The sequence below is a fragment of the Sphingomonas sp. ACRSK genome (assembly GCF_022346685.1).
Taxonomy (GTDB): Bacteria; Pseudomonadota; Alphaproteobacteria; order Sphingomonadales; family Sphingomonadaceae; genus Sphingomonas; species Sphingomonas molluscorum.
Genome location: NZ_JAKRNR010000007.1, coordinates 76,808 through 92,507, shown reverse-complemented (window position 1 = coordinate 92,507; position 15,700 = coordinate 76,808). Strand labels below are relative to the sequence as shown.

16 protein-coding genes are annotated in these 15,700 nt (G+C 68.2%); 6 read left to right on the top strand and 10 right to left on the bottom strand.

Going from position 1 to position 15,700, the window contains the following annotated elements; genetic code table 11:
* The first annotated feature begins 12 nt into the window (after nt 1–12).
* Genes MHZ35_RS05765 through MHZ35_RS05755 form a run of 3 tightly spaced genes read left to right on the top strand, consistent with a single transcriptional unit; the run spans nt 13 to nt 1,519 of the window.
* Nucleotides 13–420, top strand: a complete 408-nt coding sequence (locus MHZ35_RS05765; RefSeq protein WP_125959611.1) for a PTS sugar transporter subunit IIA — start codon at nt 13–15, stop codon at nt 418–420.
* Nucleotides 417–689 (top strand): HPr family phosphocarrier protein, encoded by a 273-nt coding sequence (locus tag MHZ35_RS05760; protein WP_125959610.1) that lies wholly within the window; start codon nt 417–419, stop codon nt 687–689. The genes MHZ35_RS05765 and MHZ35_RS05760 overlap by 4 nt, the downstream gene beginning before the upstream one ends.
* Nucleotides 690–706: 17 nt before the next feature.
* Entirely contained in the window at nt 707–1,519 is an 813-nt protein-coding gene (locus MHZ35_RS05755) for a TrmH family RNA methyltransferase (RefSeq protein ID WP_239434748.1), read from the top strand.
* A 49-nt stretch (nt 1,520–1,568) separates the two neighbouring features.
* On the opposite strand, the gene rmuC is transcribed toward MHZ35_RS05755, so the two are convergent.
* Entirely contained in the window at nt 1,569–2,963 is a 1,395-nt protein-coding gene (gene rmuC, locus MHZ35_RS05750) for a DNA recombination protein RmuC (RefSeq protein WP_239434747.1), read from the bottom strand.
* Between the two features lie 149 nt (nt 2,964–3,112).
* Between rmuC and MHZ35_RS05745 the strand changes: the two genes are divergently transcribed.
* Nucleotides 3,113–4,777, top strand: a complete 1,665-nt coding sequence (locus MHZ35_RS05745; RefSeq protein ID WP_239434746.1) for a formate--tetrahydrofolate ligase — start codon at nt 3,113–3,115, stop codon at nt 4,775–4,777.
* 36 nt (nt 4,778–4,813) lie between these two features.
* On the opposite strand, the gene def is transcribed toward MHZ35_RS05745, so the two are convergent.
* On the bottom strand, nt 4,814–5,338 hold the full coding sequence (def, locus tag MHZ35_RS05740; protein ID WP_239434745.1) for a peptide deformylase: 525 nt from the start codon (nt 5,336–5,338) through the stop codon (nt 4,814–4,816).
* 44 nt (nt 5,339–5,382) lie between these two features.
* Nucleotides 5,383–5,979, bottom strand: a complete 597-nt coding sequence (gene recR, locus MHZ35_RS05735; protein ID WP_125959606.1) for a recombination mediator RecR — start codon at nt 5,977–5,979, stop codon at nt 5,383–5,385.
* 54 nt (nt 5,980–6,033) lie between these two features.
* Here recR and fmt point away from each other — a divergent pair, with 54 nt between their 5' ends.
* Nucleotides 6,034–6,936 carry a methionyl-tRNA formyltransferase gene (gene fmt, locus MHZ35_RS05730; protein ID WP_239434744.1) on the top strand — a complete coding sequence of 301 codons (903 nt, stop codon included), beginning with the start codon at nt 6,034–6,036 and terminating at the stop codon, nt 6,934–6,936.
* Nucleotides 6,933–7,682 carry a tRNA pseudouridine(38-40) synthase TruA gene (gene truA / locus MHZ35_RS05725; protein ID WP_239434743.1) on the top strand — a complete coding sequence of 250 codons (750 nt, stop codon included), beginning with the start codon at nt 6,933–6,935 and terminating at the stop codon, nt 7,680–7,682. Before fmt ends, truA begins: the two co-directional genes overlap by 4 nt.
* Here truA and MHZ35_RS05720 read toward each other — a convergent pair.
* From MHZ35_RS05720 to MHZ35_RS05690, 7 genes are all read right to left on the bottom strand, one after another.
* The gene (locus MHZ35_RS05720) at nt 7,672–8,868 is read right to left on the bottom strand and encodes a class I SAM-dependent RNA methyltransferase (RefSeq protein ID WP_239434742.1); all 1,197 of its coding nucleotides are present in this window, start codon (nt 8,866–8,868) and stop codon (nt 7,672–7,674) included. The two genes, truA and MHZ35_RS05720, sit on opposite strands and share 11 nt — an antisense overlap.
* Nucleotides 8,859–10,256, bottom strand: a complete 1,398-nt coding sequence (locus MHZ35_RS05715) for an NAD(P)H-hydrate dehydratase (protein ID WP_239434741.1) — start codon at nt 10,254–10,256, stop codon at nt 8,859–8,861. The genes MHZ35_RS05720 and MHZ35_RS05715 overlap by 10 nt, the downstream gene beginning before the upstream one ends.
* Nucleotides 10,253–10,621 (bottom strand): hypothetical protein, encoded by a 369-nt coding sequence (locus MHZ35_RS05710; RefSeq protein WP_239434740.1) that lies wholly within the window; start codon nt 10,619–10,621, stop codon nt 10,253–10,255. The genes MHZ35_RS05715 and MHZ35_RS05710 overlap by 4 nt, the downstream gene beginning before the upstream one ends.
* Entirely contained in the window at nt 10,618–11,376 is a 759-nt protein-coding gene (locus MHZ35_RS05705; RefSeq protein ID WP_239434739.1) for an N-formylglutamate amidohydrolase, read from the bottom strand. The genes MHZ35_RS05710 and MHZ35_RS05705 overlap by 4 nt, the downstream gene beginning before the upstream one ends.
* 198 nt (nt 11,377–11,574) lie before the next feature.
* On the bottom strand, nt 11,575–12,405 hold the full coding sequence (locus MHZ35_RS05700; protein ID WP_239434738.1) for a 4-(cytidine 5'-diphospho)-2-C-methyl-D-erythritol kinase: 831 nt from the start codon (nt 12,403–12,405) through the stop codon (nt 11,575–11,577).
* Nucleotides 12,402–13,901 carry a tetratricopeptide repeat protein gene (locus MHZ35_RS05695; protein WP_239434737.1) on the bottom strand — a complete coding sequence of 500 codons (1,500 nt, stop codon included), beginning with the start codon at nt 13,899–13,901 and terminating at the stop codon, nt 12,402–12,404. The genes MHZ35_RS05700 and MHZ35_RS05695 overlap by 4 nt, the downstream gene beginning before the upstream one ends.
* Before the next feature lie 118 nt (nt 13,902–14,019).
* A complete protein-coding gene (locus MHZ35_RS05690) occupies nt 14,020–15,681 on the bottom strand; it encodes an electron transfer flavoprotein-ubiquinone oxidoreductase (protein WP_239434736.1) in 1,662 nt (553 codons plus the stop codon).
* Nucleotides 15,682–15,700 lie beyond the last annotated feature (19 nt).

The following is a 15,700-nucleotide window of genomic DNA, read 5'->3' as shown; positions in this document are numbered from 1 at the left end:
GGCTCGAGAGAAATGATCGGCTTGGTACTCGTGACGCACGGGCGGCTCGCAGAAGAGTTCGTCGTCGCGATGGAGCATGTCGTCGGCCGGCAGGAACGGATCGCAACCGTCTGCATCGGCCCGGAAGACGACATGGAAGAACGCCGCGCGGACATCGCGCACGGCATCGAGGAAGTGAACGACGGCAACGGCGTGATCGTGCTGACCGACCTGTTCGGCGGCACCCCGTCGAACCTCGCCATTTCGCTGATGGAGACGGGACGGATCGAGGTGATCGCCGGCATCAACCTGCCGATGCTGATTCGCCTCGGCGGTGCGCGCAAGACGATGAAGGTCGTCGAGGCGGTGGCGGCCGCGCGGGACGCCGGGCGCAAGTATATCTCGGTCGCCTCGGAAGTGCTGGGAGAGGCTGCTGCATGAGTGAGGTCCGCCGTGAGGTCCGCATCGCCAACCGGCGCGGCCTGCATGCCCGTGCCAGCGCGAAGTTCGTGACCCTGGCCTCGAGCCAGCCGATCCCGCTCACGGTGGAAAAGGACGGCTCGCAGGTTACCGCCACCTCGATCATGGGCCTGATGATGCTGGGTGCGGCAATGGGCGACACGATCGTGATCAGCGCTACTGGACCGGAAGCCGATCGCGTGGTCGGCGAGATGGTTGCCCTCGTCGAGGATCGTTTCGGCGAGGATTGATCCTCGCTCCTGCTGCCATGCCCAGAGAAATCACCGCCTATTCGAACCCGCTGGTGAAGCGGGTCCGCACCCTTCGCGACAAGAAGCACCGCCGCGACGAGGGGCTCTTCCTCGCCGAGGGGCTCCGCATCCTGACGGAGGCGCGGGAAGCCGGCCACCTGCCCCGCTACCTGTTCTACACGCGCGCGAGTGCCGACCATGCGCTGGTTCGGCCATTGGTCGCCGCCTGTGAAGCTGCGGGCGGCGAGGCGATCGAAACGAATGCCGACATCCTTTCCAAGCTTTCGGGCAAGGACAATCCGGGTGCGGTGCTTGGCGTCTATGACGAGTTGCCCACTGCGCTCGATCGACTGGATCGCAACACCGCCCCCCTGTGGCTCGTGGCCGAGCGGCTCCGGGATCCGGGCAACCTGGGTACGATCCTGCGAACGGCGGATGCCACCGGCGCAGGCGGCGTGATCCTGCTCGACGACTGCGTCGACCCCTTTTCGGTCGAAGCCGTGCGGGCAAGCATGGGCGCGATCTTCACCGTGCCGTTCGCGCGTGCGCGATGGGACGAGTTCCGCGATTGGCTGCGCTCGGGTCCCGGCCAACTGGTCGGGCTCAGCCTCGACACGCAGCATGACTACCGCACGCCGGCCTACCAGGCGCCGACATTTCTGCTGACGGGCAACGAGGCCCAAGGAATGCCCGACTTCATGGCGGCGGAATGCGACCTGCTGGTCAAGATCCCGATGCGCGGCAAGGCCGACAGCCTCAACGCCGCCGTCGCAACCGCCGTGATGGCCTACACCGTACTGGATCGGCTGGAGCAGCCGCCGACCTGCTGATCGCCTGTCGACGTGCCACGGCCACCGCCCGCAGCACGTCGGGAGCGCGTCACTCGGCCGGTTCGGGTTCCGCCGCCGGCAACACCGCGGCCAGCTTGGTCAGCGGTCGGGTCGTCTGCTCCACGACCGGGAGCGGATCGAGCGACTTGCCCGCGGTATCGATGTTGAGCGTCTCGAAGCGCTTAGCGGAGGTCAGCACCTGTGACTCCAGGCTGCCGACGAAGGCGTTGTAGGCGCTGGTCGCGGTCTCCAGGTTCTTGCCGAGCTTCGCTACATGGGCCCCCATGGTGCAGAGGCGGGTATGGAGCTCCTTGCCCAATTCCGCGATCTGGCGGGCTTCGCCAGCAAGCTTCTCCTGCCGCCAAACTGCCGCCACGGTCCGGGCGATCGCGATCAGGTTGGTCGGGGTGGCGATCAGCACCCGACGATCGAAGGCGAAGTCCCATAGATCCGGCGCATGCTCCAGGGCCGCCGAGAGGAAGTGCTCGCCCGGCACGAACATGATGACATAGTCGGGCGTGTCGTCGAACTGCGCCTGGTACGACTTCGCCCCAAGCTGCGTGATGTGCGTCTTCATCGAGACCACGTGCGCTTGCATGTGGGTCGCGCGTTCGCGTTCGTCGAGCGCGCCATGCGCGTCCTGATAGGCGTTGAGCGACACCTTGGCATCGATCACCAGGCTCTTGCCGCCAGGAACGCGGACGATGGCGTCCGGACGAAGCCGCCCGCCCTCGCTCTCGACGCTCACCTCCATCGCGAAGTCGGTGTGTTCGGCGAGGCCGCAGGTTTCCAGGACGTTGCGGAGTTGCTGTTCGCCCCAGCGCCCGCGCGCCTTGGGCGCGGAGCGCAGCGCGTTGACGAGCTTCGCCGCCTCGCTCTTCACCGACTCCTGCCCGATGCGCATCGCCTCCATCAGCCCCGCAAGATTGCCATAGGCCTCCTTGCGCTCGCCCTCGACTTTGCTGACGTTCTGCTCATAGCGCTGGAGCGTCTGCTCGACAGGTGCCAGCAGCGCCTTGAGCTTCATCTCGTTGGTTTCGCCCGCCTGCTGGAACCGCTCGCTCGCCCGCTCCAGGAAGGTCCGCTGCGCCCCGTCGAGCATCACCTGGGCAGTCTCACGGAACTGCGCCGACATCGCCTCGCGCGCGTCCTTGAATTCCTGGAGGCGCTCGTCGAACGCTTCGGCAGTGGCCTTCAACCGGGCATGCTCGACCCGCTCCGTCTGGAGATCGCGACGGAGTCCCTCGACTTCCTGGCGCAGGGCGCCCGCCTCTTTCGCACGTTCGCTTGCCAGCGCGAGATCCGCGATCGCCGCCTTGAAATCGGCCTCTCGCCGATCCCTCTCGCCCCGCGCCTCGGCGATCCCACGCTGCCCAAGGAACCAGCCGAGCGCGAGCCCCACGACCATCGCCAGCACGATCACCAGCAGAACCACAGCGTCCATCAACTCAAACCCCTCACGCGAACGAACCCGGAACTTACGCGTCCGCCCAAGAGGTCACAAGCAGAACATCGGCAGCCTGCCGGGCGCTCCGCACCAGAGCCCGTCCAACCACCCTTCCCGCCGGCACCCCGCTCGCCTAAGCCGCACCGATGCTGACCGACATCGAAATCTCCCGCGCCGCAACCCTGCTCCCAATCGCAGAGGTGGCGGCGAAGCTCGACATCCCGTCTCAAGCCGTTGAACCCTATGGCCACCACAAGGCGAAGATCGCAGTCGAAGCGCTGCCGAAGCGGGATACGACCGGCAAGCTGATCCTGGTCACGGCGATCAATCCCACGCCCGCGGGTGAAGGCAAGACCACGACCTCGGTCGGACTTGCCGACGCCCTTTCGCGAAGCGGCCGGCGCACCGCGCTGTGCCTGCGCGAGCCCTCGCTAGGGCCCTGCTTCGGCACTAAGGGCGGGGCAGCGGGAGGCGGCTATGCGCAGGTCGTGCCGATGGAGGACATCAACCTCCATTTCACCGGCGATTTCCACGCGATCACCAGTGCCCACAACCTGCTCACCGCCATGATCGACAACCACATCTACTGGGGCAACGCGCTGGGGCTGGACGTGCGCCGTATCAGCTGGCGCCGGGTCGTCGACATGAACGACCGCGCGTTGCGCGACATCGTCCACTCCCTTGGTGGCGCCACCAACGGGTACCCGCGGGAATCCGGTTTCGACATCACCGTCGCTTCCGAGGTGATGGCGATCCTTTGCCTGGCGAGCGACCTCGCCGACCTGGAAGCCCGGCTGGGGCGCATCATCGTCGGCTACACCGCCGACCGCCGCGCGGTCACGGCACGCGATTTGAATGCCGCTGGTGCGATGGCGGCGCTGCTGGCCCAAGCCATAAAGCCGAACCTCGTCCAGACGCTGGAGGGCACCCCAGCCTTTGTCCACGGCGGCCCCTTCGCCAACATCGCGCACGGCTGCAACTCGGTGATCGCCACGCGCACCGCACTCGGCCTCACCGATTATGTCGTGACGGAAGCGGGGTTCGGGGCTGATCTGGGCGCGGAGAAGTTCTTCGACATCAAGTGTCGGATGGCCGAGCTCGCACCGGATGCGGTGGTGATCGTAGCGACCGTACGGGCGCTCAAGATGAACGGCGGGGTCGCCAAGGCGGACCTCGCGGCGCCCGACGTTGCCGCCGTGCAGCGGGGTGGCGCGAACCTGATGCGCCACCTGGAGAACGTCGCCCAGTTCGGCGTACCGGCGGTGGTGGCGATCAACCGCTTTGCTTCGGACGCGGAAGAGGAAATCGCGGCCGTGCGCGCGATCGCCGCGGCACAGGGTTGCCACGCGGTGGTCTGCACCCACTTCTCCGATGGCGGAGCGGGCGCTGGCGAACTGGCGGAGGCGGTCGCGGCGCTGGCCGATGCAGGCTCGGCGCGGTTCATGCCGCTCTATGACGATCGCCTGAGCCTGTTCGACAAGATCAACACGGTCGCGAAGCGGATCTACCGTGCCGAGGAGGCGGTGGCAGACGCGAGCGTGCTCGCCCAGCTTCGTCGCTGGGAAGCCGACGGCTTCGGCGACCTGCCAGTCTGCATGGCGAAAACCCAGTACAGCTTCTCGACCGATCCGACCCAGCTTGGGTCCCCATCGGGACATGTGGTGCATGTGCGCGAAGTGCGCCTCGCCGCAGGTGCCGGCTTCGTGGTGGCGATCTGCGGGGAGATCATGACCATGCCTGGCCTGCCGCGGGTACCCGCGGCCGAAGGCATTCGCCTCAACGCGGCAGGGCAGATCGACGGACTCTCGTGAGAGTGCGGGCGGCGGGACCCAATCCGGCCGTCGCGATCAGGCCGCCTTGCGCGCCTTGTTGAGCCTCTTGATGACCATCTCCCGCTTCAGCCGCGAGAGGTGATCGATGAACAGCACGCCGTTCAGATGGTCCATCTCGTGCTGGAGACAGGTCGCGAGCAGCCCCTCGAGCCACTCGTCATGCTCGGCCCCCTGCTCGTCCAGCCAGCGTACGCGGCAGCGCGCCGGCCGCTCGACATCCGCAAACTGGTCCGGGATCGACAGGCAGCCTTCCTTGTACAGGGAGCATTCGTCGGAGGTCTCGAGGATCTCGGGATTGACGAAGGCGAGCGGCTCCTTGACCGGCTTGCCTTCGGCGTCTTCCTGCTCCTGAAGATCGATCACCAGTACCCGCTTGGGAACCGCAACCTGGATCGCCGCGAGGCCGATGCCGGGCGCGTCGTACATCGTGTCGAACATGTCGGCGATGAGCGTGCGAACCTCGTCGTCGACCGCATCCACGGGGGTGGAAATCAGCCGCAGGCGCGGATCGGGAATCTCGATGATGGGCAGGATGGCCATGGGCGCTAGCTAGGTAAGCCCCCCCGGCACGTCAAGCGATGCACTCACACCACGGGCCGTCGCGCTCGCAGCGCCTGTGCCAGGGTGCCCTCGTCCAGATAATCCAGCTCCCCGCCTACGGGCAAGCCATGCGCCAACTGCGTGATCCGTACAGGATACGCCTCGATCCGCTCTGCCAGATAGTGCGCAGTCGTCTGTCCCTCCAGCGTCGCGTTCATCGCGAGCACCACCTCGTCGACGCCGCCATCGGCCACGCGCGCGACGAGCCGGTCGATCGCAAGGTCCTCCGGGCGTACGCCCTCGAGCGCCGACAGCCGCCCGCCCAGAACGTGGAAGCGGCCCGGGAACAGACGGGAACGCTCCAGCGCCCACAGATCCGCCACTTCCTCGACGACGCACAGCGCACGCGCGTCCCGCCGCGGATCGGCACAGACGGCGCAAGGGTCACTGGTATCAACATTGCCGCAGACCGAGCAGGTGGACAGCCGCTCGCTCACCCGCTCCAAGGCGCCGAGCAGCGGAACCAGTGCCGTTTCGCGCTTCTTGATGAGGTGCAATACGGCCCGACGCGCGGAGCGTGGGCCAAGGCCCGGCAAGCGGGACAGCGCCTGCGTCAGCGCCTCGATCTCTGGGGAAGCCATCGCTACGACAGATAGGGGGTTGCGTGCCGGGCCGCTAGCGTGTCGAGAGCGCGGATGCGCATCATCTTCATGGGCACGCCCGGCTTTGCGGTCACGATCCTGGACGCACTGGTGGCTGCCGGGCACGAGATCGTCACCGTCTACACGCAGCCGCCGCGTGCAGGCGGCCGCCGCGGCAAGGCGCCGACCCCGACGCCGGTGCATGCCCGCGCCGAAGCGCTCGGTTTCCCGGTCCGGCATCCGACGACGTTGCGCACTGCCGAAGCCGAAGCGGACTTCGCAGCGTTGGGCGCGGACGTGGCAGTCGTCGCGGCCTATGGGCTCATCCTGCCGCAAGCGGTTCTGGATGCGCCGCGGCTCGGCTGTCTCAACGTCCACGCCTCGCTGCTGCCGCGGTGGCGGGGCGCTGCGCCCGTGCAGCGGGCGATCCTGGCCGGCGACACCGAGACGGGCGTGGGCATAATGCAGATGGAAGCTGGCTTGGACACCGGCCCGGTGCGGCATGAGCTACGCACGCCGATCGGCAGGGACACGGCCGCCGAACTGACGGATCGCCTTGCGCAACTGGGTGGCGCGGCAATGGTCGAAGTGCTTGGCAACATCGACGGCTATCCGCCTGTTCCCCAACCGGAAACCGGCGTCACCTACGCCGCCAAGCTCGACAAGTCCGAAGCGCGCCTGCGCTTCGATGCAGCAGCAGACGCGGTGGAGCGGCAGGTCCGGGCGTTTCATCCCACAGCGTTCTTCGAATTCAATGGCGAGCGCTTCCGGGTCCTGGCGGCGGAAGTCTCAGAAGAGAGCGGCGCGCCGGGTACCGTGCTGGACGAGCGGCTTACGATCGCGTGCGGCACGGGGGCGATCCGGCCCACCCTGCTTCAGCGCGCCGGCCGGGGCGCCATGCCTGCGGCAGACCTCCTGCGCGGCTTCCCCATTCCCGCGGGCACGCTGCTGTCGTGAGCCGGTTCGCCCTGACGGTCGAATATGACGGCCGCCCCTTCATGGGCTGGCAACGGCAATCGCACGGTCCGAGCGTCCAGCAGGCGATCGAGGAAGCGGCCTGGCGGGTCACCGGTGAGCAGGTCGCGGTGCACGCTGCCGGTCGCACGGACGCAGGGGTCCATGCGCTCGCCATGCGGGCGCACGTCGAAATCGAAAAGACCATCCTGCCCTTCCGCCTCATGGAAGCGCTGAACGCGCATCTGCGGCCCGATCCCGTCGCCATTCTCGCCTGCGAGGGGGTGGAGGACGACTGGCACGCCCGCTTCTCCTGCGTCGGTCGCTCCTACGAATACCGGATCGTCAACCGGCGGGCACCGCTCACCTGGGAAGCAGGCCTCGCGTGGCAAGTGCCGCAACCGCTCGATGTCGATGCAATGCAGACCGCGGCGCAGTATCTCGTCGGTCGGCACGACTTCACGACCTTCCGCTCCGCGCATTGCCAGGCCGAGAGCCCGCTGCGCACCCTCGACCAACTGGACGTCGAACGGCGTGGCGATCGGGTGCTCATCCACGCCGCCGCCCGTTCGTTCCTGCACCACCAGGTTCGCTCGATGGTCGGATGCCTCGCCCTGGCGGGGCAAGGACGCTGGCGCCCGGAGCAGGTGCGCGAGGTGCTCGCCGCGCGCGATCGCTCGCGGCTGGGCCTCAATGCGCCGCCGGACGGACTCTACTTCACCGGGGCCGTGTACCCCACTAGCGGCTGAGCCGCGCCACCAGCTCGACATGGGTGGACCAGCGGAACTGGCCAACCGGCTGCACCCAATCGAGCCGGTAGCCGCTCTCGCACATCATCTTCACATCTCGTGCGAAGCTGCTGGGATTGCACGAAACATACGCCACGACCGGCACCTTGCTGGCGGCGATCGCCGCTGCCTGCTCGCGAGCACCGGCACGCGGCGGATCTATCACGACTGCCGAGAACCGGTCGAGTTCGGCAGGGGCCAGCGGACGGCGGTAGAGGTCCCGATGCTCGGCAAATACGGGTCGGCCAGCGCGCGAGGCGGCGGCCTTTAGCGCGAGGATCGGCTCCCGGGCGGCTTCGCCTGCATATACCTTGGCGCGCTCTGCCAACGCGAGGGAGAAGGTGCCCAGTCCGGCGAACAGGTCTGCAACGATCGGAGCGCTTCCGACCGCATCCTTCACGCCCGCGACCAAGGCCGCCTCGCCTTCTCGCGTAGCCTGCAGGAAGGCACCCGGTTGAAGCGCGACCGGCACGCCCGCGAAGCTGATCGTCGCGGGCTCCGGCTCCCACCGAGTCTCCGGGCCATAGCCGTCGTCCACCGACAGGCGGGCGAGGCCGTGCCGCTCCGCAAAGCCGGTCAGCGCCTCCACTTCGGCGAGCTTGTCGCCGAGGGAGCCGGTGATCAGCACGTCGACGCCGCGATCGGTCTGCGCCAGATGGACGTCCGCGCGGCGCTCTCCCAGCATGGCCGCCAGCAGCGTCCTCAGCGGCGCGACCAGCGCGAACAGCTCCGGAAGCAGCACGTGGCATTCCATCATGTCGACGATGCGGTGGCTGCCGGTTTCCGTGAAGCCAAGCAACACCTGGCGTCCGCGACGCTCGGCATGCAGCGTTGCGCGACGCCGGGTGCGCGGCGGCGAGACAAGCGCGGGAAGGACTTCCGTCGCCAGGTTCTGAGTCGCAAGCGCGCCTAGCACGCGATCGCGCACGAACAGGGCGTAGCTTTCTTCGTCGAGATGCTGGAGTTGGCAGCCGCCGCATGCCGGGAAATGCCGGCAGGGCGGCACCTGATGATGGGGACCGGGCACCACGCTGTTGTCGGGGAGCAGCCGGTCGCCGGGGGCCGCAAAGGCTACGTGACGGCCATCGGCGGAGATGCCCTCGCCGCGGGCCGCCACGCGCACGATCAGATCGCCGCTCACAGGCATTCTCCGATCGCGACTGGGATCCGGGCGATCAGGTCGTCGGCTGCGAACGCGGGACCGGCAAGTCGCGCGGCGCGGCTGTGCAGCCATACGGCTTCATCCGCGCTGCCGCCGGCGGCGTGACGCGCGGCGACGAGCCCCGCCAGCACGTCGCCGGTACCGGCGGTCGACAGCCACGACGATGCCGCGGATGCGACCACGACCTTGCCGTCAGCCCACGCGATGACCGTGTCCGCGCCCTTGTGGATCACCGTAGCGCCGCTGTTCCTGGCGGCAGCGAGTGTCGCCTCGATCTTGCTGCCGGCGGCATCGAACATGCGCGCGAACTCGCCCGAGTGAGGGGTAAGCAGCGTCGCGGCGTTGCGGGTGCGCAGACGTTCGGCAGCCGTCCCGCCCAGCAGGCTGAGCGCGTCGCCGTCGATCACCAGATCCCGCTCGCAGCCGATCGCCGCCTTGAGGAGGTCCATGGCCGCTGCGTCCCGGCCGAGGCCAGGTCCGATCACCACCGCGCCGATGCGCGGATCCGCAAGCAGGTCGGCGAGCGCATCCCCGCCGTCGATCGTGCGGTGGACGATGGCGTCGGGGCCGCTGGTGGCAGGCTCCGGCGCCGCCAGGATCACATAGCCGGCGCCACCGTGGAGCGCCGCCCGCGCCGCGAGGCGAGAGGCTCCGGCCATGCTGCCGGCGACCACGACCACCAGCCCTCGATCATATTTATGCGCCTGCGCTTTCGGAGCCTGCATGGTCGGACGTGCGATGCTGCGCCAGTCAGTGGCCATCTCCACGCCGATGTCGGCAAGCAGGGCGTGACCGCATTTGGAGAGGCCGGCGCCGAGCACATGCGCCGGCTTGAGCGCGCCGAGCGCCACCGTGGCCGTCATCCCGTCCGGCGCGCCCAGATCGAGGCCGGTGTCGGTCTCGATGCCCGAGGGGATATCGATCGCCACCGAAACGGAGGCCGCCGCAACGAGCCGCGCCAGCTGGGCGGCTACGGGAGCGTCCAGCGCGCGCGACATGCCGGTACCGAACAAGCCGTCGACCAGGACCGGCCTTGAGCTCACCTGCTCAAGGCTCTCCACCGGACCCTGCCACGCCGCGGCGTTGGCTGCGGCCGCACCGCTCTTGGGCCGGCCGATCGCGGCGACCGCCACGTCATGGCCCCAGTTGCGCAGCAGCCTCGCGACGCCATAGGCATCGCCTCCGTTGTTTCCCGGTCCCGCAAGCACGAGCACCGGCTGCCCCGCGCCCAGCCGGGCGACTTCCCGCGCAACGGCGAGCGAGGCGCGCTCCATCAGTTCGGATTGGGAGACGCCGCAGTCGAAGCAGCGCTGCTCGGCTACCCGCATTTCGTCTGCACGCAGGATCGGGGCGCCTGGAGGCAGGATCCTCATGCTCCAGCCCCTCCGTCTACGCGTGCAGGCAAACGGTACCGGTCGCCGCCGATCTGCACCTCGATCTCGCTGGGTGACCGCAAGCGCACGAGCGCCGGCTCCGCACCGTCCGCGGCAGTGACGCCGCTCCCGTCCCTGGCGACGAGAAGACGCCGGAAACCACCATCGGCACGCCGCACGGTCAGCACCAAGCCTTGCTGCCCCTCACTTTGTTCGACCAAGCAGTTCTGCGCCAACTGCGCACCCTCCGCTGCGCAGGCGATACGCAAGCCGCTGGGAGGCTCAGGCGGCCCGGCATCGCCGCACGCTGCGAGCATCAGCGACAGAAGCCCGGTGCCGCCGCATCGCCAGAACACCGCCGTCATCGCACGAGCTCCGCACGCACCTGCGCGATGACATCGGCGAGGATGATCGACCACTTGCCTACACCGTGTTCGTCTTGGATCAGGTCGTTGCGAACCTCGACGGACATGCTCGGGATGCCATGCGCCTCCGCATGGCGGTTGAGCGTCGCGTTGAGCTCGCGCCCGGAATAGGGCTCGTTGTCTCCCGTGACAAAACCCCGCTCCCGAAGCACCCGGATCGCGGGGTGAGCCGCCCGACTGTCCTCATTGTAGAGAATCCCCACCTGCCAGGGCCGTTCGCGGCCATCGCTCGCGAGCCGCGGCGTGAAGCTGTGGATCGCCACGACCAGTTCGGGCCGATAGTCTTGCACCGCCTGTCCGATCGCGGCGTGATAGGGAATGTGGAACCGCTCAATCCGTGCGGACCGATCGGCGCCGTGGTTGCCCGGGATCGCCTGGCCATCGCTCAGAGCCGGGATGAGACCGCTATGATCCGGCTCCCGATGGAGGTCGATCACCAGCCGGGAAACGGTGCCGAGAACCGCCGGCGCACCCAGGCTTGATGCGAGGCTGCGGGTCAGCGCGGCCGCGCCGATGTCATAGCCGATGTGCAGATCCAGCAAGGCGGGCAGCACGCCAAGCCCGATGTCCGCGGGCACGTGGTTAGACGCATGGTCGCACAGCAGCAGCACACCGCCTGCGATGCCGTCGATCCGCTCGGCGGGCGGAAGATCGTTCGGGTAGGAAGAGGATCCGGCAGGGCTGCGGTCTGACATGGCAGCGACCTGCCCCAGGAACGGCCGGCTGTCACCCCCTGGACGGGAGGATGGCGCTTGCACGAGGCAGGGGCCATCCACGGACGTCCGCTGACGGCGTCTGATCCGCCGTTCGTTTAGGCCCGAGCGGAGACACGGCTGCAATCCTGCAAAAGCCAATTCTGCCGCGACACGCCGTCCCGCCGCGGGATTCCCAGTCTAGATCAGTGCCGTTTCGAGACACCACCACGCGGGCTCGGCATCCCGGATCGCCTCGGCTGCCGAAGCGCAGGCGAGCGTGTCCTCGAACAAGGCGAAGCAAGTCGCGCCCGAACCCGACATCCGTACCAAACGGGTGCGGGGCTGGCGCTCCAGGAGGGCGAGCACGGCGTTGATGGCAGGTGCCAGCGACCGTGCCGGAGGCTCCAGGTCATTGCGGCCGGAACAGGCGACCTCCAGCAGGTCGCCGCTGCCGATCGGCCCGCGGTCCACACCGTCCCAGCGGCCGAACACCGCTGCCGTGGGGACGCCCACGCCCGGGTTCACCAGCAACGCAGGAATTCCGGTGAGACCGTCCATCGGGACTAGATCCTCACCGCGCCCCCGGCCGATCGCCGTTCGGCTGAGCAGGCAGGCCGGCACGTCCGATCCGAGCGCGTCCGCACAGGCGAGGAGGGCCGGATCGTCGTCCCGTACCCCGGCGCGAGTCGCGAGCGCCCGAAGCGTCGCGGCCGCATCCGCCGATCCGCCGCCGATGCCGGAGGCGACCGGAAGCCGCTTGTCGAGCAGGATCGCGCAGGGTCCCCCATTACCGAAGGCCAAGCGGAAACGATCGCGGGCGCGCGTGACGAGATTGTCGCCCTCCGCCTGGAGCGTGCCTGCGAAAGGGCCGGTGATGACGAAGCTGTCCGCCTCGGCGTCGGCGACGGTCAGCCGGTCGCCGTCCTCCACGAACGCGAACAGGGTCTCCAGCGCATGATAGCCGTCGGGACGGCGGTGCCGGACATGAAGCGCGAGGTTCAGCTTCGCGCGAGCGACTTCGTGGATCATTGGCGGGGCGACGCCGAGGCCGCGGGCAATCCTTGCAGGAGCTTCTCCGCCAACTGCGCATCCTTCGCTGGATCCGCGTCCAGACGGGCGGCGGACCAGGCATAGCGTGCCTCATAACGGCGGCCGAGCCGCCAAAGCACGTCCCCCAGATGTTCCTGCACTGTCCCGCTCACTTCGTTGGCACGGGCTGCCTGCTCCAGCAGCGGCAGGGCACGCGCTGCGTTCCCCTGTCGATAATAGGCCCACCCCAGCGAGTCTGCGATGTTGAGATCCTCCGGGGCAAGCTGACGGGCCTGTTCGAGCATCGCGATGGCGCCAGGCAAATTCTCGTTCCGCTCGACCTGGGCATAGCCGAGGTAATTGAGGGCCAGCGGCTCTGCGGGCGCGACCTCGACGGCGCGGCGTAAGACCGGCAGCGCCTCATCCCACCGTCCCGCCTGCTCCAGAGCCGCCCCCCGCTGGAGCAGCAACGCCCAGTCCTGCGGCTCCCCTTCCCGATCAAGCGCTGTCGCATAAGCGGCAGCGGCTTCCCCGAACCGACTCTCCTCGGCGAGCAGGTCGCCGAGCCGGCGTGCATCCTCCCCGCTGCTATCGGAGCCGGAGGAGAGCGCCGTGGCTGCAGCGATGGCGGCATCCTCCTCGCCGGCGCGCGCCAGCACGGTCGCCTCTGCGGCACGTCCCTCGCGAGCGAACGGGCTTCCGGCGGAGATCGCCGCCAGCGCCTGATGCGCCTTGGCATCGGCGCCCTCCAGCGACAGCGCATCGGCGAGCGCGATCCGTGCCCCGTCGTAGCGCGGGTCGAGGACCAGGGCCGCACGCGCAAGCGCGATCGCGAGGGACGCGGTTTCCTCGGACGCGAGATCCTTGGCAACGCGTGTCAGAAAGCGCGACGCCCCGAACCTGGCGTCGCCCTTTGCGCCCCGACCCAGCCGTTGGCGGTAGAGCGCCAGCACGGGATCCTCTCCCGCCAGCAAAGCCCGCGCGGCGTCCCGCTTGCCCTTGCCCGCCAGCAGCGCCGCGGCGGCCAGCCGAAACTGCAGGTCCTCCTGCAGGGTGCCGAGTTGTGCTTGGACCGCAGCCAGCCCCTCTGCCGCGCGACCGCTTGCGAGGAGGATCAGCGCGTGGTTCTCGGACGCATAGCGGCGGTCGAGGGCGTCGCCTTCTCGCGAGGCGAACTGCAGTGCGGCTGCCGGGTCGCCCCGATCGAGCGCAAGCCATGCGGCAAGCACCGGTTGCAGGAAGTCGAGCGGACCTTCGCCCAGCGTCTCCACTGCCCCAGACGCACGATCCGGCTGCCGAGCCACCACCGCATCCGCGAACTCGAGAACAGCGGCGTCCGGCGGCGCAACGCCCGCACGCGACAGCACCGCCAGCGATTTGCGGGCAAGCGCTAGGTCTCCGCTCGCGAGGCCCTCGCGATACGCACGAATTGCGACCACTTCACTGCCGGGCCGGGCAGCGAGCGCGAGGGCGTAATAGCGTGCAGCCGCGTCCACCGCGCCGTCCGCATCCGCCGCGCGTGCACGAACATAGGCGGGCAGGTTCTCCTCGGCAGCGGCGGCAGGCGACGCAACGGCAACACCCGCTGAAGCAACGGCGCTCAGCAGCAGGCGCTTACATGTTGGGATAGTTCGGCCCTCCCCCGCCCTCGGGCACCACCCAGTTGATGTTCTGCGTGGGATCCTTGATGTCGCAGGTCTTGCAGTGGACGCAGTTCTGGGCGTTGATCACGAAGCGCGGCTTGGCGCCCTCCGTCTCCACCACCTCGTAGACCCCCGCGGGGCAATAACGCTGCGCCGGCTCGTCGAACATCGGCAGGTCATAGTCGATCGGAATGTCGGGATCGCGCAGCGTGAGGTGGACCGGCTGATCCTCCTCATGGTTGGTGTTCGACAGGAACACCGAGGAAAGACGGTCGAACGTCAGCTTCCCGTCGGGCTTCGGATAGGCGATCGGCTGGACCTGATCCTTGCGCCACAGGCTTTCGTGGTCCGGATGGTGGCGCATCGTGAACGGCATGCGGATGCCCCAATGCTCGGCCCACATGGTGATGCCGGAGAGCCCCGAGCCGACGAAGTCGCCGAACTTCTTGACCAGCGGCACCACGTTGCGGACCTTGCGCAGTTCCTCATACACCCAGCTCGCCTCATAGGCGCGGGGATATGCGTCGAGCGTGTCGCCGGCGCGTTCGGCCACGATGGCGTCGAACGCGGCCTCGGCCGCGAGCATCGCGGTTTTCATCGCCGTATGCGTGCCCTTGATCCGCGGCACGTTCACGAAGCCTGCGGAGCAGCCGATCAGGGCGCCGCCGGGGAAGACCAGCTTGGGTACGGATTGCCAGCCGCCGTCGTTGATCGCACGCGCGCCATAGGACACGCGCTTGCCGCCCTCCAGGATCTTGGCGATCTCCGGATGCGTCTTCCACCGCTGCATCTCGTGGAACGGCGAAAGATGGGGATTGGAATAGTTGAGCCAGGTGACGAGGCCAAGCGCCACCTGCCCGTTCGCCTGGTGATACAGAAAGCCGCCGCCGTTGGTGCCGCGGGTTTCTGACAGTGGCCAGCCTTGCGTGTGGATCACCCGTCCGGGCACATGCTTTTCGGGCGCAATGTCCCAAAGCTCCTTGATGCCGATGCCATAGACCTGCGGCTGCGCATCCTTCGCGAGGTCGAAGATGCGGATCAGCTCCTTGCTAAGGTGCCCACGGACGCCCTCTGCCAGGAAGGTATATTTGGCGTGGAGCTCCAATCCGGGCTGCCAGTCCGGCTTGCGGGTACCGTCGCGCGCAATGCCCATGTCGCCGGTCGCGACGCCCTTGACCGATCCATCGTGGTGGAACAGCACCTCGGCCGCGGCGAAGCCGGGGAAGATCTCGACGCCGAGACCCTCGGCCTGTTCCGCCAGCCAGCGGCACAGGCTGCCGAGCGAGCAGGTATAAGTCCCCTCGTTCGACATGAACGGCGGCAGCGCGAAGTGCGGCATTTCCGTCTTGCCCGTGGCGTTCAGGATCCAGTGATGGTTCTCCGTCACCGGCACCGCTGCGAGCGGGCAGCCCTGATCGCGCCATTCCGGCAAAAGCTCGTCCAGCGCGCGCGGATCGATCACCGCTCCCGAGAGGATGTGGGCGCCGACTTCGGACCCCTTCTCCAGCACGCAGACCGCGATCTCGCGACCGGCCTCGTTCGCCAGCTGCTTCAGCCGGATCGCAGCCGACAGACCTGCGGGGCCCGCGCCGACGATCACGACGTCATAGGGCATTGATTCCCGCTCGTTCATGCACTCCTACTCCCACGCT